Origin of the sequence: Moraxella sp. VT-16-12 (genome assembly GCF_002224245.2) — a bacterium.
Taxonomy (GTDB): domain Bacteria; phylum Pseudomonadota; class Gammaproteobacteria; order Pseudomonadales; family Moraxellaceae; genus Moraxella.
Genome location: NZ_NKHK02000003.1, coordinates 51,978 through 76,326, shown reverse-complemented (window position 1 = coordinate 76,326; position 24,349 = coordinate 51,978). Strand labels below are relative to the sequence as shown.

The window sequence follows — 24,349 nt, the reverse complement described above, 5'->3', positions numbered from 1 at the left end:
TGGTGGTCTTTTATGCTTTAAACGCTAAAATCCTTGCCCAAGTACACTTTTTGTACCAACTCATTATTTAAAATGTCTGTTGGTGAGCCTTGGGCGATGATGTTGCCTTCAGAGACGATATAAGCTTTTTGACAAATGGACAAGGTCTCTCGCACATTATGGTCGGTGATAAGTACACCAATCCCACGCTGTTGCAAAGTGGTGATGACTTCTTTGATGTCGCCCACCGAAATGGGGTCAACGCCTGCAAATGGCTCATCAAGCAAAATAAATTTAGGATTGCTCGCCAATGCACGGGCAATCTCACACCGCCGTCTTTCGCCGCCTGAAACGCTCATACCAAGTGAAGTACGAACGTGTTCTAAATGAAATTCACTCATTAATTTTTCAAGCTCGGCAATCTGTGCTTTTTTATCCAAATCCTGACGAGTTTGCAAAATAGCCAAGATGTTTTGTTCAATGGTGAGTTTACGAAAAATAGAAGCTTCTTGGGGCAAATAACCAATCCCAAAACTTGCTCGCTCATGCATGGCTTTTTTTGAGATGTCTGTTTCACCAAAAAATACCTGCCCTTTATCCATCGGCACAAGCCCAATCACCATATAAAAACTGGTGGTTTTGCCAGCCCCATTTGGTCCTAAAATCCCTACCACTTGACCTTGTTCAATGTCAAATGACACGTCTTTGACCACCCAACGCTGTCCATAGCGTTTGCCCAAATGACGCATACTCAAAGTCAGCATCAGCGTATACCCACATGGCCATCGCCACTGCTAGGCGGAAACACCAACTCCACACGGCGACCACTACCTGCATTGGCTTCCACATCGCCCAACTTCAAACTATAACGAATGGTATTGCCTGAAAAACTCGCCCCCGCTTGGGTCAGCTTGGCGTTGCCTGTCAAAGTAATGATGCCAGTTACAGCATTATAATCAATCTTATTTGCTTGACCTTTGGCAAGCCCCTTTTCTTTGGTAACCACTTGTTGCATGGTGGCGGGACGACCTGTGGCGACAGCCGTTTTTATGCTACGTTTATCATCTAAATTTAGGGTAATGTTATCAGCAGCAATTTTTAGCGTGCCTTGCTCAATGGTAACATTGCCTGAATAAGTGGTTACCCCCGTACGCTCACTATACGTGGCACGGTCAGCCAGCAGACGAATGGGCTGATTGGCATCAGAAGGCAAAGCTTGTACCATCATGGGTACACTTGCCACCAACGTGGCGAACATCATAAAACGCTTCATGTTAATATCCAAAAAAATAATTAAAATAATGGTTTGTCTTCACGCTTGGGCGGGCTAAATTGTACTTCTATCTGAGAAAATTCATACTCACCTTGTGCCAAATCCGCCACAAAACCCTGTGCCAAAAAACGGTCTTCGCCTTGTTCTACCGTAACTGCTTCATCGCTTTTGACAGTACGTTCTTTGGTGTTGCCCATCAAAAGATTGCCTTTGATGACCATGTCAGCTTTGGTATCATCACCTTTGCGAGTTAGCACAAAGCCATCAGACAAACGCAAATCGCCTGTGGTTTGGTCTAGGCTTGCTCTGTTGGCGGTTAGGTTGTAACTTTGAGCATTGGGCGGTGTCCAGTCCATTTTTGCATTCACCATCTCATCAGAGCCTTGGGCATTTTTTACCAATGAATCGGCAGTTAGCGTGTATTCGGTTTGTCCTGTTTCAGGGCTGGTTTGTACCGCTTTAATCTCAGTAATCTCATAAGAAGTGGTGGGCACTTCTGGGGTGGCAGGCTTGACTGACACATCTTCTTTATAAAAAAACCATGCTGCCACCATCAGTGCCATCACACCCAACACCGCCAAAATCTTTGCGTTCATGCCTATTCAAACTCCGCCACAAATGCCGTATAACGCCCCTGTGATTTTAGTATCAGCTCACACGCTTCACGCACCGCTCCCATGCCGCCACACTTAGTAGTAACAAAATCTGCCACTTGACGCACTTCATCACAACCATTTGGTACGCTAATGCCCACACCTGCCGTCTTGATGGCTTTTAGGTCGGGCAAATCATCACCCATATAAGCACATTCGTTCATTTCAAGCCCTAATGACACCGCCAGCTTATCCAGTTGAGTAAATTTATCGTCCTTGCCTTGTATGACATGATGAATGCCAAGCTCTTTGGCACGGCGTTCTACCATGGGTGATGAGCGACCTGTAATGATAGCAAGGATAATACCACTATCTGCCAAACCCTTTAAACCCACGCCATCTTGCACATAAAAAGCTTTGGTTTCCACATCATATGAATTATAAATAATCCGCCCATCTGACAAAATGCCGTCCACGTCCATAGCAAACAGCTTGATTTTTTGAAGTTTTTGGGTCAAGGTAAGTGCCGTCATTATTTGTCCTTAGTTTACGCCTTTGGCTAAAATGTCATGCAATGCTATCACGCCTTGCAATTTGCCATCATCATCTAACACCAGTAACTGACTGATACTTTTTTGATTCATAAAGGTCAAAGCATCAGATGCTCGCACATTTGGCGTGGTGGTTTTGGGATTTTTTGTCATGACATCGCCAATCTTAACCGTCAAAGGCACAGCACCAGCAAGCTGTCTGCGTAAATCGCCATCGGTAAAAATTCCCACCACTTTTTTATCATCATCAACCACCACCGCAAGCCCAAGCCGCCCACCTGTCATGGCAAATAGCGCTTCATTTAAAGGAGTGTTTACACCAACTGTTGGTAAATCATCCGTATGCATGACATCTGACACACGCGTTAATAATTTACGCCCCAATGCCCCAGCAGGGTGCGACAAAGCAAAATCATCACTGGTAAAACCACGAGCATGAAGCAGTGCCACCGCCAAAGCGTCTCCCAAAGCCAGCGTTGCTGTGGTGCTAGACGTGGGAGCAAGTCCAAGCGGACAGGCTTCTTCAAACTGCCCCAAAGTCAAAGCAATGTCTGCTGATTGTGGTAAAAATCCCCGTTTATCACGACTGATACTAATCAGCGGTATGCCAAGCTGTTTGACGACAGGCAAGAGCATTTTTATCTCGTCAGACTGCCCAGAGTTTGAAATGGCAATCAGCACATCACCTGCCACCAGCATGCCCAAATCACCATGCCCTGCTTCACCAGGGTGCATAAAAAACGCCGGCGTGCCCGTGCTTGCCAATGTGGCTGAAATCTTACGTCCAATATGCCCTGATTTACCCATACCTGTAACAACCACACGACCACGACACGCCAAAATCGCACGACACGCCCGCACAAATCGCTCATCAAGCTCGTTTTTTAAAAGTTCTAGGGCGTGTTGCTCGGTATTGATGGCTTCTTTGGCAAGCCCAATAAAATCTACATCCGTCATCATTTGATTATCACACAAAATTTTTGCCGTTATGATACCATAAATCAAACGTTTTTACCCAATTTTACCACCACCCATCACAAAAAAACCCACACAAGGTGGGCTTTATCGTGCTAACAAAATTAACTGTCCGTATTAAATCTGTCTTCAAAATCTTTACTATCAAAGTTCGCTCTATCAAAGGTACGATTATCACTTTTGTCCAAACCTTTGCCATCAAAACCACGCTCTTCATAGCTTGAACGGTCAAAACCTTGACGATTATCATACACGCCTTGTGGGTAGCGGTCAAAACCCCCTTGACGCTCAAAACCTGTGTTTGGCGTGCGAGTAAACCCACCAATCGCTCGGGTGCTGCCTGTACCAAACCCTGTGCGTTCAAAGCCTTGGCTAGTAGTACTTGGATAGCTTGTGGCTGATTGATAGCCAGCACCACTCATCACACCCACCGCTCCTGCTGTGGTATATGACGCATTTGGGGTAGTACCGTCCGTGCGTGGATTGCGAGTAGGAACAACCGTTGAGATGGCGTGCTTATAAACCATTTGGCTGACGGTGTTTTTGAGTAATACAACATATTGGTCAAAAGATTCAATCTGACCTTGTAGTTTAATGCCATTTACCAAAAAAATAGAAACGGGGATGCGGTCTTTGCGAAGTGCGTTTAAGAAGGGGTCTTGTAAACTTTGCCCTTTTGACATGATATTCTCCAAATAAATCAGCAGTAAAACAAACAGCCAAACAATGTTAAATGTGCCATGATTGATGTTTTATTTGATATAAAAAGTTCATCCAAATGACCAAAATTTTGGTAAATCACACAAGCACCATAAAAGCCGAACACACGCTAAGGCAATAAATGTTTTTCTACTTCTTTTATGCAATGAAATGACACCTTAACAGGTGAATGTGTCATAAAGTCCTGATTGGTATCTGTTATTGTTGGCGTCCTAAGACGAGCAAGGCTACGTTGCCAAGTGGCTTGACGTTTGGCGAGCTGTCTTGTAGCATATAATGCCTTATTTTTCATGTCTTGGCAAGCCATATCTATACAATTTTTAAGTATTTTTTGGGGATTTTTGCTGTTTTTGGTATTTTTTTGCCAATTTTGGCGTACATCTGTGGCAAATCGCTCCCAGCTAGGCGATATGTGCATCACATCATGCCCCATTATCGCCAAAAATTCCAACACTTGCCGATAACCCACACACCGCATGGATGGCATATCAGGCTTAAGTGTTGGGTATTTGTATAACAAACCAATCACTTCATCAACCAAGCCTTGCGCCCACATCATATCAAGGCGTTTGGCGATACGCTCATGCAGCCATGCTCGCTGTGGCTCAACCGACAATGCAAGCCAATATTGATTGGGATTTTGGCTGATGGCACGTTTTGGGCTTTGTTGCCACTGACTCATTGCCGTGCCAGTTTGCAAATGCACTTCTACGGCTCTGGTAATTCTTTGGGTGTCAGACAATTTAAGACGCTCACAGATTTTGGGGTCATAAGTTTGCAGATACGCATATAACTCACCAATGCCATCGCTTTGTAACCAGTCCATGACTTTTTGGCGAATGACAGGGTCGGTGTCAGGCACGGCAGACAAACCGTCAAACAGTGCCATATAATACATCATTGTACCACCGACCAAGAGCGGTATTTTGCCACGTTCGTGGATTTGTTTAATGAGCGTTTCAACGTCCAAAACAAAACTTGCGACATTATAAGTTTGTGTTGGCGTGATGATATTGACCAAATGATGTGGGTAGCTTGCTAGCTCATCGTCAGTGGGCTTTGCTGTGCCAATATTCATGTCTTGATAAATCAAGGCACTATCCACCGAAATCAGCTCAAACTTGCCTGTATCATACAGCCGACACGCCAAATCAGTCTTGCCACTGGCGGTAGGCGCAATCAAGGATAACACGGTATTATCAGGCAGATTTTTATAAGATAAATTCATAATTAAATCAGCAAGGTGGTAACAGACAACCAAATCAAAAACGTCAAAGGCACAAGCCAAAAAATCAGCTTGTAACACTTGTGCTTTATTCCCATCATGACTTGGTAAGCAAAAAAGGTACAAAGCAATAACACCAACGCAACCAAAGAAAAATACTTTATCTTACTTTGCAATCTTTCATTAGTTGGCAAACTACTTGCTATCAATGTTTTTCCATATAACAGATGATTTTTGTCAGCAACCCTAGCAGAGACAAAATGGTAATAATATTCTGATGAAAACTCAGGATAATGATGAGTTTGCGGTGTAAAAACCCCAAAATGCATACCATCAAGTTTTTTTGCTTTTAGCATAGCAACATGGTCTATCAAAATAAAACTTTCTTGCTTATCACAAGGCAGGTTGTGTTTATTTTTTTTAAAACTTTGGTGCAAATATACTGATGGTGTGGTTTTAAAATCCACACCATTTAGGTCATCAGTCAGCCAAAATCCAACATCACAGTTGCCATCATATCGCTCATGAATCCTTAATACATAGTGTTGATTGGGCTCAATCTGATGAGTCTGCCATGTTAAAAAATGATGGTATTGGTAATCATCAGCCACACCATCGAAGATGACATACGCCATCACCAGTGTTGTTAAAAATAACTGTGGTACTTTTGCCCATATCAATGCTACCAATCCTAAGATGGAAAAAACAAAAATACCATATTTTGACCGTTTAACCGTCAAACGGTTATTGGGTGGCGTGGGTGTCATATCATTCAAGACGGATACCACTTATCTCAACTTGTCTTTTGTCGTCATCAAGACGTGTGATATTTATGGTAATATCAGGTTTTGGCAAAATCTGCTCGGCTTTACTTGCCCACTCTATGATGACCAGCGAATTTAGCTCATCAAAATATTCAAAAAAACCAATAAAATCAAGCTCATCAGGGTCATTCAGCCGATAAAGGTCAGCATGATACACCGCCCTATCACAAATGCAATATTGCTCAACCAAAGTATAAGTGGGGCTTTTGACCGCTCCTGTATGACCCAGTGCCTGTAAAAAATAACGAGTAAAAGTCGTTTTGCCCGCCCCCAAATCCCCTGACAGCCACAGACTGCCAACCGGATTGGTTCTGGCAAGGGCAGACGCCAGACGCATGGTATCGTTTTCGTCATTTAAAATCACTGTGGTCATCTGTCTTTACCTGTTTTAATGGTGATGGATTGACAAATTTTTCGCCACGTTTTAATTTATCAAACAGTTTATCATCGCTCCACTCCGCCTTGACTTGTTCACTAAATTCAAACATGTCTAGCGACAGTCTGCCCATGCGAGCGTTTTCTACATCTTCACGAAAACATTGGGCATAACCTGTGTCAGTTTCATGGACAATGACCGAGTAGATTTGTACATCTTTCTCACCGTTTTGGGTGATGGTGTTTTTTAAAACACAATCCACCCAATAAAAAATCACTCGGCTAAACTGCTCAGCAGATGGCGACACTGGCAAACTCACCCAACGTGCTGAAAACGCCTTACAAGCATTGATGTAGTCTGTGTTGTCCTTGTCCCAAAAGGTGATGGCATGGTCAAAGCTGTCAATCAGCTCTTTAATGTGTGATTTAAGTAGTCCAAAATCATAGACCATTTGTCCGTTGTCAAGAGCATGAGCTTCTAAAATCAGCTCTACTTGATAGCTATGCCCATGAATAGAGCGACTACAACGCTGTGATGTGCAGTTACGCACGATATGGGCATTTTCAAATTTAAACAGTTTTCGGATACGCATGATTTTTATATGGTTAAATTTTTAAGTGTATCACAAACGCTGGTTTATCAAAAGTATTTTTCTACAAAAATAAACCCTTACTTGTTGTAAGGGTTTGATGTGCTTTTGATTTATCCGTACTATTCATTGACAAAAGCAATCTTGGTCAATCCTGCCCCGCTGGCGGTGGCTAACACTTGGGCAACCATGTCGTATTTGCCTTCTTTATCAGCACGCAAATGCACTTGTGGGTCTTTGCCTTTGGCAGCTTCTTGGACAAAGCGAGTTTCTAGCTCTTCTAAACTCATCGGTGTTTTATCCCAAAAAATCTGACCATCAGCATCAATGCTAATTTGTAGCACATCAGGTGGCATTTCATTAACTTCGGCACTTGTTTTTGGTAAATCAAGTGGCACGGTTGGATTAAGCACCGTAGCAGTTACCAAAAAAATAATCATCAAAACCAACATAATGTCAATGAGTGGGATTAGGTTAATCTCATTCATGCCCCCATTGTCATTATCACCAAGCTCAAACGCCATATCGCCCCCTATCGCACCACATTTGCCAGAAGTTGATGAGCGGTATCATTTGCCTGATGAATGGCTCGTCTGTTCATGCGAGTGATGATATTATAAAACACCACCGCAGGAATCGCTACCGCCAAACCTAAGCCCGTCATAATCAATGCCTCACCCACAGGACCTGCCACCTGAGCCAAGCCTGCCTGACCGCTTTTAGCAATGGAGTGTAGGGCGTGAAAAATCCCCCATACCGTACCAAACAGCCCAATAAAAGGAGCGATGGCAGCAGTCGTGCCCAATATTGGCAAACCCTTTTCTAGCTCAAAACGATAATTAGCAATGTGCTTTAACAAAAATTGCTCGGTGATGGTCTTTTTTTGAGCAAAGTTAAGCCCATCCAGACCTTTGGTATCGCTGGCGATTTTTTGGCTTAGGTCGCTGGCGATGGCGGTAGTAGCTTGGCGAGATTTGAGCAAACGAGCCACACCCACAATCCACGACACCACAGATAACATAATCAGAATAAAAAATAATGTCTTACTGACCGCGTCAGTATATTGCCAATAATGTGCAAAATCCACGATAAAACCTCATTGTTAATTAAAATAACCGCTTGCCCAACAGTAATTGATGAACCATCATCAAAATACAACAGGGAAAGTTGCTGTGCCTGACAGCACTTGACCTTTGTCATTTTTAAAGGGATGAAAACTTGCCCGTCTGATGGCACTTTTAATCTGTTTGTCCAACTCTCTATCACCCGTACTTGCAAAAGATACACTGGTAATGCTACCTTTGGCGTTGATGGATACCGTTACTTGGATGGTACCACTTTTAACCGTATCTGATGTTAAGCCTTTTAATTTTGGCTTACTTTTCCAGTTGGCATTTGCTCGCCCGCTTAGGTCTTGACCTTTTATTTCACCGCCACCACCTGAGTCTTTGTCCTTGCCATTACCTTTATCGCCCTTATCGCCTTTATTGCCCTTATCATTACCATCGTTTTTATTTTTGCTCTGGTCGTCTTTGCCTTTACCACCTTGACCTTTACCTGATTCAGAACGAGCTTTTGCCTCAGCATCAGCTTTGGCTTTTGCATCCGACTCGGCTTTTGCCTTAGCACGAGCATCTGCTTCGGCTTTTGCCTTAGCACGAGCATCTGCTTCTGCCTTGGCTTTTGCATCCGACTCGGCTTTTGCACGAGCTTTCGCCTCAGCGTCAGCCTTTGCTTTTAATTCAGCATCAGCTTTGGCTTTTGCATCCGACTCGGCTTTTGCACGAGCTTTTTCTAAACGTTCTTGTTCTTCTCGCTGTTTTTGCTGTTGAATGGCAAAATCTTTTTGAGCTTGTTGTTGAGCCAGTAAATTTGCCTTAGTTGTGTCTGGCTTTATTGATTGTGGTTTTGGCTCTATCTTGGGCTCAGTTTTAGGTTCAGTTTTTTTAATATCAGGCTCTGTTTTAGGCTTAGACTCTGTTTTAGGTAACTCTTGCTTGATGGGTTCTTTTTTTGGTGGCTCTACTTTTTTTGGTTCTGCCTTAGGTGGCGGAGTAATCGCAGGAGCAGGACTTGCTTGGGTCTTAGGAGCAGGGGCAGGAGCAGGTGGTTTTGGAGTGGGAGCAGGTTTTGGTGTTACCACAGGTGCGACCACAGGTTTGGGTGGCTCAGGAGACTCTTCATGATTTGTGATGGTCAGCATTTGTATTTCAATGGGTGGGGTGTTTTTAGGCGGTTCAATGGTGAGCATTTTCATGGTTGCCAAACCCACCCCAGACAAACCATGCACCACCAACGCCACAGCAACCGCCAAAGCAGTGTATTTTGCAGAATTTTCACCCAATTGATTCATGTAAATGCCCCAAAATTGAACACACTACCATCACCAAAAAAATACCATCAGATGATGGTAATCTTTTGCTTTTAAAAACCACATTCAAAATAAAAACGATAACAATTATCAGATGTATATTATCTGTGATTTTTTGCGAAAAAACAAGGGTAAAATAAATAATTTTTAGGGTTTTGTCATATTTTGTAACATATATTTATGATTGTGTAATATTATCCCATGGCACTAAATACCACCATTAAAATCGGCGACACCACATTGGTAATAAAACCAAAACTGACCACCAAAGGCGTGATTTGAATACCGCCCGCCTGTGTCAAGGTTGGCAACGTAAAATCAAGACTGGTTACGCCACCTAAGCCTATGGCGATTGTGGGATAATACCGCATGACATAAGGAATAAATAACAACGCAATCATCTCACGCCCCAAGTCATTAAATAACGCCACGCTCCCCCAAATCACCCCATAAGCGTCCGTCATCACCGTCCCTGATAATGAATACCAACCAAAACCCGATGCCAACGCCAAGCCTTGCCACAGCGACACTTCATGAAACAACAGTGAAAACACCACGCCTCCTGCCAGTGTCGCCCCCATAAACACAAGGCTCATCATTAGGCCATAGCGATTAAACATCACCTGTTTTAGACCAACGCCCGACCCCCTAAGACAAATACCCACCAACAGCAGCAGTAGCATTAATAAAATGGTGATGGTATGTTGTGGCAGATGAATGGCAGGAAATGCTTTTGCCAGCACAAAACCCACACCAATACACGCAGGCTGTATCAGACTGGATAATACATGGTGAGATGATGAAGTTGCATTGGTGCTTTTTTGGTAGGGGTAAGTGGTTATTTTTTCAAAAATAAGCAGTCCAATACTGCCAAATCCTATCGTTAGGACAAGTAGACACCCCAGATACATCAAAATACCGCCGATTTTTTGGGAAATATTTTCCACAAAACCCAGCTCAATGCCAATTACGCCCAAAATGATAAATACCAAATAATTTAAACCTTGCTCGGCTTTTTTAGTCAGATGGGGCGTATTTGGCAAAAAAAAGCCCACAAACATCGGCAACAAAATCAGCACTAATGTAAAAAAATTTTGCATATTTATCCGTTGTTTTTGTGCATATTTTCAGCAAATTCTGCCAAACTTTGCTTAAATACTTTTGGTGTATTGTTTTTAACAACAACAGGCAGCAAAGGTGCTTTTACCAAAAAATCATCGCCTTGTTTAATCAAATGCCACGCCAAAACAGCCGTTGCTTCTTTGGGCAAATGTGCCACAGAATATTTATGAATGGTGGTATTTTCATTGTCATTAAGACGAAAAATGCCTTTTTTTGCCAAACAAAGCTTATGCTCATGAAAACTGCTGACAAAAAACAACATCTCACAAGCACAACTTGGCAGCTTAGGCAAACGCACATGAATCTCTTCTTGATGGTGCAAACTTTGCTCAAAATCCACCGCCCCCATCAACGCATCGCCCACATGAATAATGCTGTCATCATCATTGCGTAACTGACCATACCAAATGGTTTGGACTGCTTTTTTGTTGTCATCTAACACCACACAAGACAAATCCAAATCCATCTCCACCATGGTTTGCTTGACAGGGGTAAAACCTTTGATAGCGGGCAATTTACGCCCAACGCTCCCCAAAAAAGCATTCATGCCTGTTTTTTTAAAGGATGTACTCATATAAGAAATAGATGCAATCAAGCTAACACCTGCCACCCCAAGCTGTGTCAAAGTCTGTGGGGCAAAATGTTGTGGCAACGCCATTTTATCTTGCTGACTCATACTCACTCCTTAACATCATCAAATGCCTTATCTAATGCCTGCTCTACGGCTTGAATGCGAGCCAAACAAATCTTGTAGGCATCTATGGATTGCTCCACGGTCTGCACCAAACCATCAATGTCTAACACATCGCTATTTTCTATGGTTTGGGCGTTGGTTTGTAAGATTTGATAGGCTTCTTGAAAAGTGCTGGGCGTACTCATGAATTCTCCTGACATAAAAGCGGTATTGTAACATAATTGCAGTCAGTCGCCTAATTTTGCCAAAGTGTTGAAAATATGCTATTTTAACGCCTAAATCTTTGTAGGAAACCTTATGAACACACTCACCAAACTTAGTCAATACACCACCATCGTGGCTGATACGGGTGATTTGACTGCCATTGCTCGCCTAAAACCCAAAGACGCCACCACCAACCCCAGTTTGGTAACAAGTGCTCTACTGTCAGGTGAACACGAAAAACTTATCAAACAAATCAAAGACTTATCGCTTGATGATGACAAAACCATAGACCGCCTAACTGCCGAGCTTGGCAAACAAATACTCACTCACATAGACGGACGAGTTTCCACCGAAGTGGATGCACGCCACTCTTTTGATACCAACAAAACCATCAAAAACGCCCTAGAATTTATAGAACTGTACGACAAACTGGGTGTGGATACCAGCCGAATTCTCATCAAAATCGCCGCCACTTGGCAAGGCATTCAAGCTGCCAAAGAGCTAGAAAAACAAGGCATTGGCTGCAATCTTACCCTACTATTTACAGACATCCAAGCTCATGCTTGTGCAGACGCTGGCGTTACGCTCATCTCGCCTTTTGTGGGGCGAATCACCGACTGGCAAAAACAAACGCAGCAAAAGCCCACCATCGCCATCGCTGATGACATGGGCGTAAACTCTGTCAAAGCCATTTATCACTTTTATAAACAGCATGGCTACACCACCGAAATCATGGGGGCAAGTTTTCGCTGTGTTGAGCAAATTTTGGCATTGGCAGGCTGTGATTTATTGACCATCTCGCCTGCTTTGCTTGATGAGCTTGCCAGCATGAACACACCTGTATCACGCCAGCTCATTGATAACGGCAACCATACGCCAAAAACGCCAGTGATGACCATGACAGAATTTATGGACACTCAAAACAGCCACCCACTCAATCAATTACTACTATCAGGTATTGATGGGTTTGTCAAAGCCAGAGTAGCATTGGCAAACCAACTATTTACCTAATGGCTACAACTGTTCTTATAAATGGCTTTTTTGACCGATTTTTAAGTGATTAGCATCATGAAATATCCATGTATTATCAGTATTTTAATGACATCTTTTGTCATGCTCGCCCATGCCAACCCATCAAGTGTTGTTTATCAGGACGGCTTGGCAGAATACACCTGCCACAAACCCACCATCAGCGACCCCAAGTTACAAAACGCCACGGTGAGCTGTTTATTTCATGATGATGGCAACATCGCCCAAATCAAACATCAAGACAAATTTGGCTTAATCAACAAAGACGGTAAACTCATCAGCGACATTCGTTATGATGACATCAGTTTTTATGATGATGAGCACCACACCGCTTTGGTACAAATTGACAACAAATATGGGCTGATTAGCACCAAGACAGGCAAAGAGCTGACTGCTGTTCATTTTGACAAAATGCATCTGTTTAGCCAAAACCGTATGGCAGTATCCCTACGTGGCAAATCAGGCTATATTGACCCCGCAGGCAACATGGTCATCACCCCAAAATACGGCAATGCTTATCGCTTTGAAGATGGGCTTGCCATCGTCAGCAATGATGGCAATGTCAAAGACGACACATACAGAATGGGCGTGATTGATACAGCAGGCAAAGAGATTTTGCCACCCATTTATAAAAGTGTCAGCATCAATGACAATCTCATTTATTTTGCTGATGAAACAGGCTATCATGGCGTGATGGACAGCCAAGGCAACATCATCATCAAGCCAGAATATCCACACATGGACAGTTTTCATCATGGCTTTGCTGTCGTTTCTTTGACAAGAGACCTAAATGGCTATATTGATAAAACTGGTAAAGAAGTGATACCCCCACAATACCTATACGCCAAAACGCCTGTCAAAATCGGTGATAAGGTGCTGTTTATCGTCGCCAAACGCCAAGGAAACAAATGGCAATTTGGGGCGGTGGACAAAGACAATCGTGTCTTGATTGATTTTATCTATGACCACCTGATTGGCATTGAAAAAAGCAACATCATCATCGCCAATCAAGATAACCATCAGCTGATATTAAATCACGAATTTAAAGCTGTTACCCCACACCTTTATGACGCCATCATCTCTTTTGATGAAGAGATTGGCATTTATCAAAAAGACAATAAATACGGCTTTATCAAAACCGATGGCAATCAAATCACCGAGCCGACATTTGATGACATCAAACCACTATACAGCCAGCGATACACCCTATCAAAAGCACACACCACCTATTATGGCTACAAAGTGCGTGTGGGTGATAAATGGGGATTTGTTGATTTAGATGGCAAAGAGCTGCTACCTGTCGTCTATGATGAGATTGTTAATTGGAATGACAATCATTTATTCATCAAACAAAACCATCGCTACGGCAGAGCAAACAGCCAAGGCAACATCATCACACCACCTGTCTATGAGCAGTACCGACCGCTCAATGATGGCTACATCAAAACCAAAATGGATGACACTTGGTATCTGATTGACCCCACAGGCAATAACTTAGGCAAAACATCGCCACCAAAATCTGCCAACTAGCCAGCAACCAAGCTGACCAAAAAGGGCTTTACAAAAAATGAAAACGGTTGTAAACTTACGCCAATTTTTATCAATCAAAGAGCTGTCGCCATGAAAAAATATCAGTGTATCGTCTGTGGTTGGATTTATGATGAAGCGGTCGGTTGCCCCGAAGAAGGCTTGCCTGCTGGCACTCGCTGGGAAGACATTCCTGATGACTGGACGTGTCCTGAATGTGGCGTAGGCAAAGAAGATTTTGAAATGGTTGAGATTTAAACAAACCACAAACAGCCATGAGTGAGTTTAGCCCATTTACCACTTTGCCCAGTGTACCGCCTGACAGTTGGTTAAAATTTAATCAAAACTGGCAACCATCTGACCTATCGCCCCATTTATATCAAGCCATGATAGATGTGGGTGATGGCATCAAGTTGTGTGTGGAAGCTGGGGGTAACCCTGACAATCCGCCTTTGTTGTTTGTGGCAGGCTTTGGCTCACAGATGATGTTTTGGTCAGATGGCTTTTTAAAGCAGTTTATGGACGCTGGATTTTTTGTCATCAGATTTGACAACCGAGACACAGGACTTTCTAGCAAAATCAATCACCTAAGCAAACTGCCCCGCACCAATATTGTCAAAATGATTGCCAAAAACACCATTGGTCTGTCCAACGCCCGTGAAAAAGTCGCCTACACCCTACCCGACATGGCACAAGACGTTGCAGGGCTGATACAAGCGTTAAACCTACCCAAAGCCAACATCATCGGAGCAAGCATGGGGGGCATGATAGGTCAAATCTTGTCCGCCAGATATCCTGATTTGGTGGATAGACTGATATTGATATTTAGCAGTGCCAACAGTGCCTTTGCCAGACTACCAAAGCCTGTGCAGTTTTCCACCTTTTTTAGAAAACCACAAAGCCACTCCGAGCGAGACATGGTGCGTCATGCTGTGTGGTTTATGACGGCGGTCGGCTCACCGGGTCATCTTGACATCAAAGGCACGCGAGCGGTGGCTCACAGACGCTATCAACGCTGTTTTCACCCACTGGGTATGGCTCAGCAGATGAATGCCATACTTGCCACTGGCTCAATAGAGTCTTATACTCGCCAAATTACTGCCCCCACGCTCATCATTCATGGCACCAAAGATGGGCTGATTCACCAAAGCCACGGCAAACACGTCGCCAAACTCATCAAAAACAGCCAATTTGTGGCGGTGGACGGCTTGGCTCATGATTTACCTGTGTATTATCAGCCGTATTTGGTCAGTTTGGTCAAAGAGCATTGCTTGGGTGTGTAGCTACTGCAAAGCTAGGTCGCTTGCTTGCTGTCCTTGTTTGTTGATTGTCAGCCACTCGCCATCTTTTTTAACCACTGCCAAACCTTCGTTAAAGCTATCAGCAAAATCATATTGCAAAGGTATGACCACTTGACCAGTTTTATCAACAAAACCCCATTTGCCATGTTGCTTCACAGCTGCCAAACCATCACCAAAATGCCGAGCGTCATCGTATTTTAAAGAAACAGCCACTTGACCTGTTTTATCAATAAAACCAAATTTGTTATTTTGTTCAACTTTTGATAAACCACCATAAAGACAAGAAACATCATCATAACCACCAACTTGTGGCTTTTCACAGATTTTTGATGACCCCTGTGCGATAACCGACACACCTACCAAGGCAAGTATTAAGCATGATTTAGCAATAAAATGTTGGGGAAGTTTCACAAATCGCTCCTAGTGATAAATAAAGTGATGATTTTATCCTAAATAATTTTATTGGCTGTGGCAAATGCTTTTATGACAGACGTTTTTTATTGGGCTGATTTGTGCTATGATAAGATTTTTGCAAAAGTATCGCCATGCCCCAGATTACATTTACCGATGGTGTCTCTTATGCCATCAACACCATTTATTGTATCGGTCGCAGTTATGTAGAACATATTGCCGAGCTTGGCAATGCCGTACCTGATGAGCCGTTGGTATTTTTAAAACCAAACAGCAGCGTCTGTACTGGCGATACACTGCATTTACCAAAATTTTCTGACAATGTGCATTATGAAACGGAGCTGGTGCTACTGATTGGCGATGATAAACGAGTCGCAGGCTATGCGGTGGGGCTTGATTTGACCGCCCGAGACATACAAGATACTTGCAAAGCCAAAGGGCTGCCTTGGACAAAAGCCAAAGGCTTTAAAGGAGCATGCTGGCTTGGTGCGTTTCAGCCCTTTACCAATCGGTCTTATCATCTGTCTTTGACCATCAATGATGAAATCCGCCAAAATGATAGCACTGACAAAATGATGTACACTTTTGATTACCTAGTGGCGTATTTGGATGATTTGTATGGCTTACAAAAAGGCGACATCATCATGACAGGCACACCAAAAGGTGTGGGGAAATTGAATGTAGGTGATAGGCTTGTGGCGTGTGTGGACGGTCTGTGTCATACACTGCTGATAAAATAAATTAGGGCAATAAGCCCTTTTTTGTTATAATGATAAAATTTACATATCAAGGGGTCATCATGAAAATTTTAGTAACTGGCACAGGTGGGCGTGAGCACGCATTGGCGTGGGCGTGTGCCAAAGATGATAAAGTTACCACCGTATTTGTCGCCAAAGGTAATGCTGGCACAGCACACGAACCAAAGCTGTGCAATGTGGATTTGGACATCAGCGACCATAAAGCCGTGATTGACTTTTGCCAAAAAGAAGAGATTGCTTTTGTGGTGGTGGGTGCAGAAGCACCACTGGTGGCAGGCATCACCGATGATTTAACCAAAGCAGGCATCAAAGTATGGGGCTGCTCAAAATACTGCTCACAGCTAGAAGGCTCAAAAGCCTTTGCCAAAGAATTTATGCAGGCCATCAACGTACCAACCGCCTTTTATCAAGTCTTTACCCAAACAGATGGTGCCAAAGCCTTTGTCAAAGAAAAAGGAACACCAATTGTCATCAAAGCCGATGGACTGGCAGCAGGCAAAGGCGTGATTGTTGCCATGACTGAAACAGAAGCCTTTGCTGCCATTGACGACATGCTCTCTGGCAATAAATTTGGCGAAGCAGGCAGCCGTGTGGTGATTGAAGAGTTTTTGGCAGGTGAAGAAGCGTCATTTATTTGTATGATTGACGGCGATAATATCCTACCAATGGCAACCAGTCAAGACCACAAACGCATTTTTGAAGGCGATAAAGGGGCAAATACTGGCGGCATGGGTGCTTACTCGCCTGCCCCTGTGGTAACCGCTGATGTGCATGACAAAGTGATAGAGCGTGTTATCCGCCCTGTGGTGGACGAAATGAAACGCCGTGGCACACCCTACACAGGCTTTTTGTATGCAGGGCTGATGATTGATGACAATGCCGACCCTTATGTGATTGAGTTTAATTGCCGTTTTGGCGACCCTGAAACACAGCCAATTATGATGCGGTTAAAATCATCATTGGTGGATTTGATTTTGGCAGGGCTTGATGGTCATCTGCCCAAAACGGCTGATTGGCATGACGACGTGGCATTGGGCATTGTGCTTGCTAGTCGTGGCTATCCTGACAGCTCATCAAGCAATGATGTGATTACTGGTTTGCCACAGGTGGGTAGTGTAGAGAAAGTCAAAGTCTTTCACGCAGGCACCAAACAAGGCGATAACGGACAAATCCTTACCAATGGTGGACGGGTCTTGTGCGTTACCGCCCTTGGCAAAGACGTGGCAGAAGCTCAGGCTCGTGCCTTGCAAGCGTGCGGTACGATTGCTTTTGATGGTATCCAATACCGCCGTGATATTGGCTGGCGGGCGATTGGGCGTTAATATCAAAAAACCAAAAAGCCAAATGTCGTATTTGGCTTTTTTTGTCGCGTGATTAAAGTGCGATGCCATGCCTGATTGCTCAAAATACCACCTAAATTTTTATTAATGATTGACAAACATGACTGATTTACAAATATCTACAAAATTCTAACTCTATTGTGTTGTATGATGGTCAAAATTATAGACCATAAAATTTATGGACATTCATCGTTTGACACATACCCAAACAAGCAAAACCAATACAAAATTACTGTTGCTTTTTGTTATAATAGAGCTGACAATTCATCACAGTTATTTTTATTTTAATTTGTCAAAAATTTGATTATCATTATACTTTTGCAGATTTTAGATGCGCCATCATGACCGACCAACAACACCCCTTAAACACCCTAAAAACATCCACCCTAGACCGTCAGCTTTCCCTTGCCAAAACTTCCCTAACCATCGGCAAAAACTGGGCAAAAACTGGGTTGTCTGGACTGTTTTTATCCAAGGAACAAAAAGCTCAACAAAAAAACGCCTTTATGCAAGAACAAGCAGACTATCTTGCCTTTGAGCTTGGCAAACTAAAAGGGTCGGTCGTCAAAGTTGGTCAAATGTTGGCTCTATATGGTGAGCATATGCTCCCCCCACCTGTGGTGTCAGCACTGCACACCCTAGACGATAAAACCACGCCGATTGCTTGGCATTTGATTTATGAAAGCTTACAAGCACAGCTTGGGGATAAAGTGGCGGATTTTGAAATTGAACGGACACCGATTGGCACAGCAAGTCTGGCTCAGGTACACAAAGCCACCCACAAATACACAGGGCGGCAAGTGGTATTAAAGGTGCAATACCCCAATGTGGCAAATGCCATTGATGCTGATTTGGCGGTATTTAAACGACTGTTAAAAATCACCGGAGCAATCCCGCAAACCAAATCGCTGGATGATTGGTTTGATGAAATTCGTGCGTTGCTACACCGTGAAGTAGATTATCGCATGGAAGCAGACACCACCAAACGCTTTGCCAATCACCTGATGAATGATGAGCGGTATGTCGTGCCAACCATTTATGACAACTACTCTACTGACCGCTTAATCTGTATGAGCTTTGAAAGTGGCATCGCCTTAAATGACCCACAAGTACTCGCCTTATCCCAAGACAGACGAGACCGCTTGGGGCAATCAGCCATTGAGATTGTCATACGCGAGATTTTTGATTGGGGAGAAATGCAGACCGACCCCAATTTTGGCAATTATTTGGTCAGACTTGATGAAAATGGTCATGACAAACTGGTTTTATTGGATTTTGGGGCAATTAAACGGTTTGATGACAAGTTATTAACCATCGCCAAAAACTTGCTGATTGCTGGCTATCACCAAGACAAATCCATGATGAACAGCGCCATGACTGGCTATTCATTTTTTGATGACTTAACTGGCAAACCCAAAGATGATGTGTCAGACGTATTTTTGTTGGCGTGCGAGCCCTTTGCCAAAAGCGATGTCATCACACAACAGCTGCTTGATGAACGTGGTCATTACATCTGGTCAAAATCCGACCTATATAACCGTGTGATGATACGCACCAAAAATGGCATGACGTCAAAAGAATTTGCCCTACCCCCAAAAGAGATGATGTTTATCAGTCGTAAATTTATTGGGGCGTACGCCATGTTGTCCACCATAGATGCCAGAACTGACAGCAACAAGATTATTGGCAAATATGTCATCTAAAATAAACTAAAATAAACAGATGTTTTTATTGTATTTATCAAGCAACCAAACCATTTATCCATCACAAAAGAACTGATTAATATGAACATCATCATCTTGGGTGGGGGCGTGATTGGCACCACCACCGCTTATTATCTTGCTCGTGCTGGGGCATCTGTTACCGTCATAGACCGCCAGCCTGATGTGGCAATGGAAACCAGTTTTGCCAATGCAGGACAAATCTCCCCTGGCTATTCTACGCCGTGGGCTGCCCCCAAAATCCCCCAAAAGGCAATCAAATGGCTCATGCAAAAGCACGCACCCCTTGCCATCAGCCCTGACGGTTCGGGTTTTCAGCTGTCATGGATTTGGCAAATGCTTCAAAACTGTAATGCTCGCCGTTACCAAATCAACAAAGAACGCATGATGAGAGTGTCCGAATACAGCCGAGATTGTATTCGTGCTTTGCGTGATGACATTGGCATAAAATACGAACATCGCACAGGTGGCGTGTTACAACTGTTTCGTACCGATGCTCAACTTGCTGCCATGGCACTTGACACCAAAGTATTGTCAGAGCTTGGCGTGCCTTATGAAACCTTAAATAAAGATGAACTTGTCCGTGCTGAACCTGCTTTGGCATACAGCACTGCACCGCTTTTGGGGGGACTAAGGCTACCCAATGACGAAACGGGCGATTGTCATTTATTCACCAAGCGACTGGCAGAACATTGTAAGACGTTGGGTGTTAAGTTTTTGATGAACAAGCACATAGAGCAATTCACCCTAGAAAATGGCAACATCACTGGCGTGATGGTAGATGGTGAACGCCACACGGCAGACCGTTATGTGATGGCGATGGGCAGTTATTCTCGTGCCATGCTACTGCCTTTGGGACTAAACATTCCTGTTTATCCTGTCAAAGGCTACTCTTTGACCATTCCTATTGTTGATGAGAAAAAATCGCCTGTCTCTACGGTGCTTGATGAAACCTACAAAATCGCCATCACCCGTTTTGACGACCGCATTCGTGTGGGGGGCATGGCAGAATTATCAGGTTTTGATTTGTCCTTAAAACCTGCTCGCCGTGAAACTCTTGAAATGGTAACTCGTGAGCTGTTTGATGGTGGTGATTTGTCTGGTGCTAAGTTTTGGACAGGACTTCGCCCCATGACCCCAGATGGCACACCCATCATCGGCAAAACCAAATTTGACAATCTATTTATCAACACAGGACATGGCACGCTTGGCTGGACAATGGCTTGCGGTTCTGGTAAAGTAATCGCCGACATCATCACACAGACCACTCCCCAAATCAGCCTTGACGGGCTAGACATGGGGCGATATCTTTAATTTAGGAGCTTTTATGAACATTCAAAAGATTGACAGTACCGATGCCATTACCGAAATCGCCATCTATAATGGCGTGGTTTATTTGGCAGGGCAAGTGCCCAATGATGACAGTCTTGACATCACAGGACAAACTCGTGAAGTGCTTGACAATATTGATAAAGCCCTAGCAAAAGCTGGTACAGATAAATCCAAACTTCTAAGTGCACAAGTATTTATCAAAGATTTGGCAGATTTTGATAAATTTAATGCCGAATGGGTACATTGGCTAGCAGGTAACACACCACCCACTCGTGCGACCATCAAAGCAGATTTGGTCAATCCAAAATGGCTGATTGAAATTGTGGTAACAGCCGGCTTATAGTACCAACAGCACTCCCAAACAAGTAATCATTATGAAAAAATTTATCGCCTGTCTTGCTTTATTTATCAGCACACACGCCCTTGCCATCTCTGGCGGTCAGCTTGTGGTGGATGCACGCACCCAAATCGGCAAAACCATTCGCTATGACCCTGCTTATACCGCCCTTAGCTATCCTATGGGCGATGTGCCCATCAGCAAAGGTGTTTGTACTGATGTGGTCGTCAGGGCATTACGCCATCAAGGCATGGACTTACAAGAGCTGATTCACAAAGACATGAAAGCCAATTTTTCTGCTTATCCCAAAAAATGGGGGCTGAAATCTCCTGATAAAAACATTGACCATCGCCGCGTGCCAAACATCGCCACCTACTTTAAACGCCAAGGCTATGCCGTCAAAAGCACCCACAAGCCACAAGAGTTTCGTGCAGGAGATATTGTTACTTGGGATTTGGGTAAGGGTTTGGTGCATATCGGTATTGTCTCTGATAAAAAAACCTTAACTGGCATACCGCTCATCATTCACAACATCGGACAAGGCACCAAAGAAGAAAATATCCTATACCAATTTAAAATCACAGGACATTATCGCATTCGTTAATTCCATCAATCACACAAAAACAAAACCCCAATCTGGGGGTTTTGCCATTTTATCAATCATCAGTAAGCACAAAATTTAATGCTACTGCTGCCACCATTGACGCTGGCTCGGTTGATTTTAATGGTGTGATTGCCTGTTCTTTTAATGTCGTAATTAAAATTTTCAAGCCCAACTTCTTGTAATCGTTTGCCCTTTGAGTCTTTGACCACCACACCATCTACAACATCATCTATGGTGATTTCAAGTGCCTGTCCTTTTAACAGATAAATGTTAAACACACGGTTGTGATAATAACCATCAAAACTTGTGCAGTAGCTTCCTTTGGCAAATTTTAAGGTGGTGGTATTTTGTTTGGCATAGGCAGGAACTGTCGCCAATAGCACAAAAAATGCCAGTAGTAATTTTTTCATAACTGCTCCTATTGGTCATATCTTCTTGTACCATCACCAAGCCTTTATGTTGCCCATTACAGATAAAACATTAAAGCATGATGATGGTAAGGCTTATCTATTTTTTAAAGAAGGTGAACAACTAAGATACTCACGATACACCCAACCAATATCTTCTCTCGTATCAGCATCTCTTACGTATGCCCATTTTTTGTTTTTGCTGTATTTGACAATGGTAACAATAATGCCGTTATCAATGGTATATATCACTTTGCCTTTGTTGCCTGGTGCGGCACGAACATTCAGTGGTGTGTCTGTGGGGTCAGTAACCATGCAAGTCTCGGCTGCTAATGCAACATTTGGCACAGCAACTGCAACACTTAGCCCCACCGCCATCAGCAAAGATTTTAGACGTTTCATCAATCACTCCTATTTCAAGAAAGACACTTTTAAACAACTCAAAATCTACTACCACACCCACTAGGTGCATCAATCAATATTTCATCTATATTCATTGACATCTTTATCATACGCCCGCCAATTTTTATTGTCAATATCAATTATCATAATGATACATTTTTAACCATTGCACACAAACCATTACAAATACTCACCGTCTTATCATCGCTTTGTTTTGATAAAATAAAAAGCAGACACTCGTAGTATCTGCTTTTAGTCATTGATTTAAAACAAATCAGTCATTCTTTGCCATCGTTTCGGCGACACGAATCACTTGGGTGCTATATCCCATTTCGTTGTCATACCACACATATAAAGTGGCACGGCTGTCGGTGGCAATGGTGGCTTTGGCATCAAAAATCGCCACTTTTTCACAACCAACAAAGTCGGTAGAAACCGCTTCTGAGCTGTCTGAATAAGCAATCTGCTCTTGCCATTGGTCGCTTTGTGATTTATCTTTGATAAAGGCGTTTAGCTCATCGGCTGAACCAACTGGCTTTTCAAAGTTTAGGTTTAAGATGGCCAATGACACATTTGGTGTGGGTACACGAATTGCATTACCTGTCAGTTTGCCTTTTAGCCCAGGAATCGCCTTAGATACCGCAGATGCTGCCCCTGTGCTGGTCATCACCATATTTAAAGGTGCGGCACGACCACGGCGGTCAGATTTGTGGTGGTTATCTACCAGATTTTGGTCGTTGGTAAAGGCATGAACGGTTTCCATGTGTCCATTAACAATGCCGTAAGTGTCATGCAAAACTTTAAGTGTTGGCGTGATGGCATTGGTGGTGCAAGACGCTGCTGATACGATGGTGTCGCTACCGATGGTGTCATGGTTTACACCATAAACCACGTTTTTAATCTCACCTTTGGCAGGGGCGGTGAGCAATACTTTTTTGACACCTTTGCTGGCTAAGTGCTTGCCAAGTCCTGCTTCATCTTTCCATTTGCCTGTATTGTCAATAACAATGGCGTTATCAATGCCATAAGCTGTATAATCCACTTCTGATGGGTCAGATGCATAGATGAATTTGATAAAGCGACCATTCACCACGATGCCGCTATTTTTGCCATCTACCTGCACGCTGCCATCAAACCAACCATGTACACTGTCTCTCTCCAACAGACTGGCACGCTTGGCAAGGTCGCCTTCCCCTGCTGGTCTTACCACAATCGCTTTTAATTGTAAGCCCTTATCAGAAGCTGGACGGCTCATCAAAAGGCGTGCCAAAATGCGACCAATCCGCCCAAAACCATACAGCACCACATCAGTTGCGGGCACTTCTTGACCATCTGCAAAATCACCAGCTTGTTTACCTGCTTTGAGTGCCTGACCCAAATCAAGGGTAGTGTTAGACACGCTTAACGCCTTGGCAAAATCCGTGCTGTCTGCAACTGACAGACCTGCTTTGTCGTGTTTGGCAAGAACATCGGCCACCGACAAGCTCACACGCTCACCAAAAAACAGCACATTAACATTTTGGCTTGCTAGGCGAGCAAGCTGGGCGACAAGCTCCACTGCTTGACTTTCATCTGCTTGGCGTTTGGTAAGGTAGGTTTGGTAAATGCTCATGGAATTATCCTTTTATAAATAAATGGCATGGATAAACAAACTCTTAGATTGTAAAGCAAAATGGCAATATTG

At 43.5% G+C, this 24,349-nt stretch carries 30 protein-coding genes; 10 read left to right on the top strand and 20 right to left on the bottom strand.

Going from position 1 to position 24,349, the window contains the following annotated elements; translation table 11 throughout:
• Positions 1–17 precede the first annotated feature (17 nt).
• The 16 genes from lptB to xseB form a co-directional block, all read right to left on the bottom strand.
• Positions 18–746: an LPS export ABC transporter ATP-binding protein gene (gene lptB, locus CEW93_RS03390; RefSeq protein ID WP_186727889.1), complete on the bottom strand. Its 729-nt coding sequence runs from the start codon at positions 744–746 to the stop codon at positions 18–20.
• Positions 743–1,270, bottom strand: coding sequence for a lipopolysaccharide transport periplasmic protein LptA (lptA, locus tag CEW93_RS03385; protein WP_370511932.1), 528 nt, complete (start codon positions 1,268–1,270; stop codon positions 743–745). Before lptA ends, lptB begins: the two co-directional genes overlap by 4 nt.
• A gap of 2 nt (positions 1,271–1,272) precedes the next feature.
• Complete coding sequence (gene lptC / locus CEW93_RS03380; protein ID WP_089540214.1) at positions 1,273–1,848, bottom strand: LPS export ABC transporter periplasmic protein LptC; 576 nt, start codon at positions 1,846–1,848, stop codon at positions 1,273–1,275.
• 2 nt (positions 1,849–1,850) lie between these two features.
• A complete protein-coding gene (locus CEW93_RS03375) occupies positions 1,851–2,378 on the bottom strand; it encodes an HAD family hydrolase (protein WP_089540216.1) in 528 nt (175 codons plus the stop codon).
• Between the two features lie 9 nt (positions 2,379–2,387).
• Complete coding sequence (locus CEW93_RS03370; protein WP_089540217.1) at positions 2,388–3,356, bottom strand: SIS domain-containing protein; 969 nt, start codon at positions 3,354–3,356, stop codon at positions 2,388–2,390.
• 119 nt (positions 3,357–3,475) lie between these two features.
• Positions 3,476–4,054 (bottom strand): RNA chaperone Hfq, encoded by a 579-nt coding sequence (gene hfq, locus CEW93_RS03365; protein ID WP_089540219.1) that lies wholly within the window; start codon positions 4,052–4,054, stop codon positions 3,476–3,478.
• A 146-nt stretch (positions 4,055–4,200) separates the two neighbouring features.
• Positions 4,201–5,319: a tRNA (adenosine(37)-N6)-dimethylallyltransferase MiaA gene (gene miaA, locus CEW93_RS03360; protein ID WP_089540221.1), complete on the bottom strand. Its 1,119-nt coding sequence runs from the start codon at positions 5,317–5,319 to the stop codon at positions 4,201–4,203.
• Between the two features lie 2 nt (positions 5,320–5,321).
• Positions 5,322–6,092 (bottom strand): hypothetical protein, encoded by a 771-nt coding sequence (locus tag CEW93_RS03355; protein WP_143822784.1) that lies wholly within the window; start codon positions 6,090–6,092, stop codon positions 5,322–5,324.
• Positions 6,085–6,513, bottom strand: coding sequence for a tRNA (adenosine(37)-N6)-threonylcarbamoyltransferase complex ATPase subunit type 1 TsaE (gene tsaE / locus CEW93_RS03350; protein ID WP_089540226.1), 429 nt, complete (start codon positions 6,511–6,513; stop codon positions 6,085–6,087). Before tsaE ends, CEW93_RS03355 begins: the two co-directional genes overlap by 8 nt.
• Positions 6,491–7,108, bottom strand: a complete 618-nt coding sequence (locus tag CEW93_RS03345; RefSeq protein ID WP_089540227.1) for a 6-carboxytetrahydropterin synthase — start codon at positions 7,106–7,108, stop codon at positions 6,491–6,493. Before CEW93_RS03345 ends, tsaE begins: the two co-directional genes overlap by 23 nt.
• A 119-nt stretch (positions 7,109–7,227) precedes the next feature.
• Entirely contained in the window at positions 7,228–7,629 is a 402-nt protein-coding gene (locus CEW93_RS03340; RefSeq protein WP_089540229.1) for a biopolymer transporter ExbD, read from the bottom strand.
• 8 nt (positions 7,630–7,637) lie between these two features.
• Positions 7,638–8,192, bottom strand: a complete 555-nt coding sequence (locus CEW93_RS03335; RefSeq protein WP_089540231.1) for a MotA/TolQ/ExbB proton channel family protein — start codon at positions 8,190–8,192, stop codon at positions 7,638–7,640.
• Between the two features lie 60 nt (positions 8,193–8,252).
• Positions 8,253–9,458 (bottom strand): cell envelope integrity protein TolA, encoded by a 1,206-nt coding sequence (gene tolA / locus CEW93_RS03330; protein WP_146416635.1) that lies wholly within the window; start codon positions 9,456–9,458, stop codon positions 8,253–8,255.
• A gap of 212 nt (positions 9,459–9,670) precedes the next feature.
• Positions 9,671–10,576 carry a lysine exporter LysO family protein gene (locus CEW93_RS03325; protein ID WP_089540615.1) on the bottom strand — a complete coding sequence of 302 codons (906 nt, stop codon included), beginning with the start codon at positions 10,574–10,576 and terminating at the stop codon, positions 9,671–9,673.
• A 2-nt stretch (positions 10,577–10,578) separates the two neighbouring features.
• Positions 10,579–11,274 (bottom strand): TerD family protein, encoded by a 696-nt coding sequence (locus tag CEW93_RS03320; RefSeq protein WP_089540617.1) that lies wholly within the window; start codon positions 11,272–11,274, stop codon positions 10,579–10,581.
• 2 nt (positions 11,275–11,276) lie between these two features.
• On the bottom strand, positions 11,277–11,477 hold the full coding sequence (xseB, locus tag CEW93_RS03315) for an exodeoxyribonuclease VII small subunit (RefSeq protein WP_089540619.1): 201 nt from the start codon (positions 11,475–11,477) through the stop codon (positions 11,277–11,279).
• Between the two features lie 112 nt (positions 11,478–11,589).
• On the opposite strand from xseB, the gene CEW93_RS03310 reads away from it, so the two are divergent.
• From CEW93_RS03310 to CEW93_RS03295, 4 genes are all read left to right on the top strand, one after another.
• Complete coding sequence (locus CEW93_RS03310) at positions 11,590–12,507, top strand: transaldolase family protein (RefSeq protein ID WP_089540621.1); 918 nt, start codon at positions 11,590–11,592, stop codon at positions 12,505–12,507.
• 57 nt (positions 12,508–12,564) lie between these two features.
• On the top strand, positions 12,565–14,055 hold the full coding sequence (locus CEW93_RS03305; protein ID WP_089540623.1) for a WG repeat-containing protein: 1,491 nt from the start codon (positions 12,565–12,567) through the stop codon (positions 14,053–14,055).
• Between the two features lie 90 nt (positions 14,056–14,145).
• Positions 14,146–14,310 carry a rubredoxin gene (locus CEW93_RS03300; protein WP_089540625.1) on the top strand — a complete coding sequence of 55 codons (165 nt, stop codon included), beginning with the start codon at positions 14,146–14,148 and terminating at the stop codon, positions 14,308–14,310.
• A gap of 17 nt (positions 14,311–14,327) precedes the next feature.
• Positions 14,328–15,335 carry an alpha/beta fold hydrolase gene (locus CEW93_RS03295; RefSeq protein ID WP_089540627.1) on the top strand — a complete coding sequence of 336 codons (1,008 nt, stop codon included), beginning with the start codon at positions 14,328–14,330 and terminating at the stop codon, positions 15,333–15,335.
• On the opposite strand, the gene CEW93_RS03290 is transcribed toward CEW93_RS03295, so the two are convergent.
• On the bottom strand, positions 15,336–15,764 hold the full coding sequence (locus CEW93_RS03290) for a WG repeat-containing protein (RefSeq protein ID WP_089540630.1): 429 nt from the start codon (positions 15,762–15,764) through the stop codon (positions 15,336–15,338).
• A 134-nt stretch (positions 15,765–15,898) separates the two neighbouring features.
• Here CEW93_RS03290 and CEW93_RS03285 point away from each other — a divergent pair, with 134 nt between their 5' ends.
• The 6 genes from CEW93_RS03285 (at position 15,899) to CEW93_RS03260 (ending at position 21,856) form a co-directional block, all read left to right on the top strand.
• Positions 15,899–16,504 (top strand): fumarylacetoacetate hydrolase family protein, encoded by a 606-nt coding sequence (locus CEW93_RS03285; RefSeq protein WP_089540632.1) that lies wholly within the window; start codon positions 15,899–15,901, stop codon positions 16,502–16,504.
• 59 nt (positions 16,505–16,563) lie between these two features.
• A complete protein-coding gene (gene purD, locus CEW93_RS03280; protein WP_089540634.1) occupies positions 16,564–17,844 on the top strand; it encodes a phosphoribosylamine--glycine ligase in 1,281 nt (426 codons plus the stop codon).
• A gap of 359 nt (positions 17,845–18,203) precedes the next feature.
• Positions 18,204–19,565, top strand: a complete 1,362-nt coding sequence (locus CEW93_RS03275) for an AarF/ABC1/UbiB kinase family protein (RefSeq protein WP_089540636.1) — start codon at positions 18,204–18,206, stop codon at positions 19,563–19,565.
• A 75-nt stretch (positions 19,566–19,640) separates the two neighbouring features.
• Positions 19,641–20,897, top strand: coding sequence for a D-amino acid dehydrogenase (locus CEW93_RS03270; protein WP_370511931.1), 1,257 nt, complete (start codon positions 19,641–19,643; stop codon positions 20,895–20,897).
• A 13-nt stretch (positions 20,898–20,910) separates the two neighbouring features.
• Positions 20,911–21,258: a RidA family protein gene (locus CEW93_RS03265; protein WP_089540641.1), complete on the top strand. Its 348-nt coding sequence runs from the start codon at positions 20,911–20,913 to the stop codon at positions 21,256–21,258.
• Positions 21,259–21,289: 31 nt separating this feature from the next.
• Positions 21,290–21,856, top strand: a complete 567-nt coding sequence (locus CEW93_RS03260) for a DUF1287 domain-containing protein (protein WP_089540643.1) — start codon at positions 21,290–21,292, stop codon at positions 21,854–21,856.
• 59 nt (positions 21,857–21,915) lie between these two features.
• Here CEW93_RS03260 and CEW93_RS03255 read toward each other — a convergent pair whose 3' ends face one another.
• The 3 genes from CEW93_RS03255 to CEW93_RS03245 form a co-directional block, all read right to left on the bottom strand.
• Positions 21,916–22,266: a hypothetical protein gene (locus CEW93_RS03255; protein WP_089540646.1), complete on the bottom strand. Its 351-nt coding sequence runs from the start codon at positions 22,264–22,266 to the stop codon at positions 21,916–21,918.
• A gap of 93 nt (positions 22,267–22,359) precedes the next feature.
• Complete coding sequence (locus tag CEW93_RS03250) at positions 22,360–22,665, bottom strand: SH3 domain-containing protein (protein ID WP_089540648.1); 306 nt, start codon at positions 22,663–22,665, stop codon at positions 22,360–22,362.
• A gap of 274 nt (positions 22,666–22,939) precedes the next feature.
• Positions 22,940–24,277 (bottom strand): glyceraldehyde-3-phosphate dehydrogenase, encoded by a 1,338-nt coding sequence (locus tag CEW93_RS03245; RefSeq protein WP_089540650.1) that lies wholly within the window; start codon positions 24,275–24,277, stop codon positions 22,940–22,942.
• Positions 24,278–24,349: the final 72 nt, after the last annotated feature.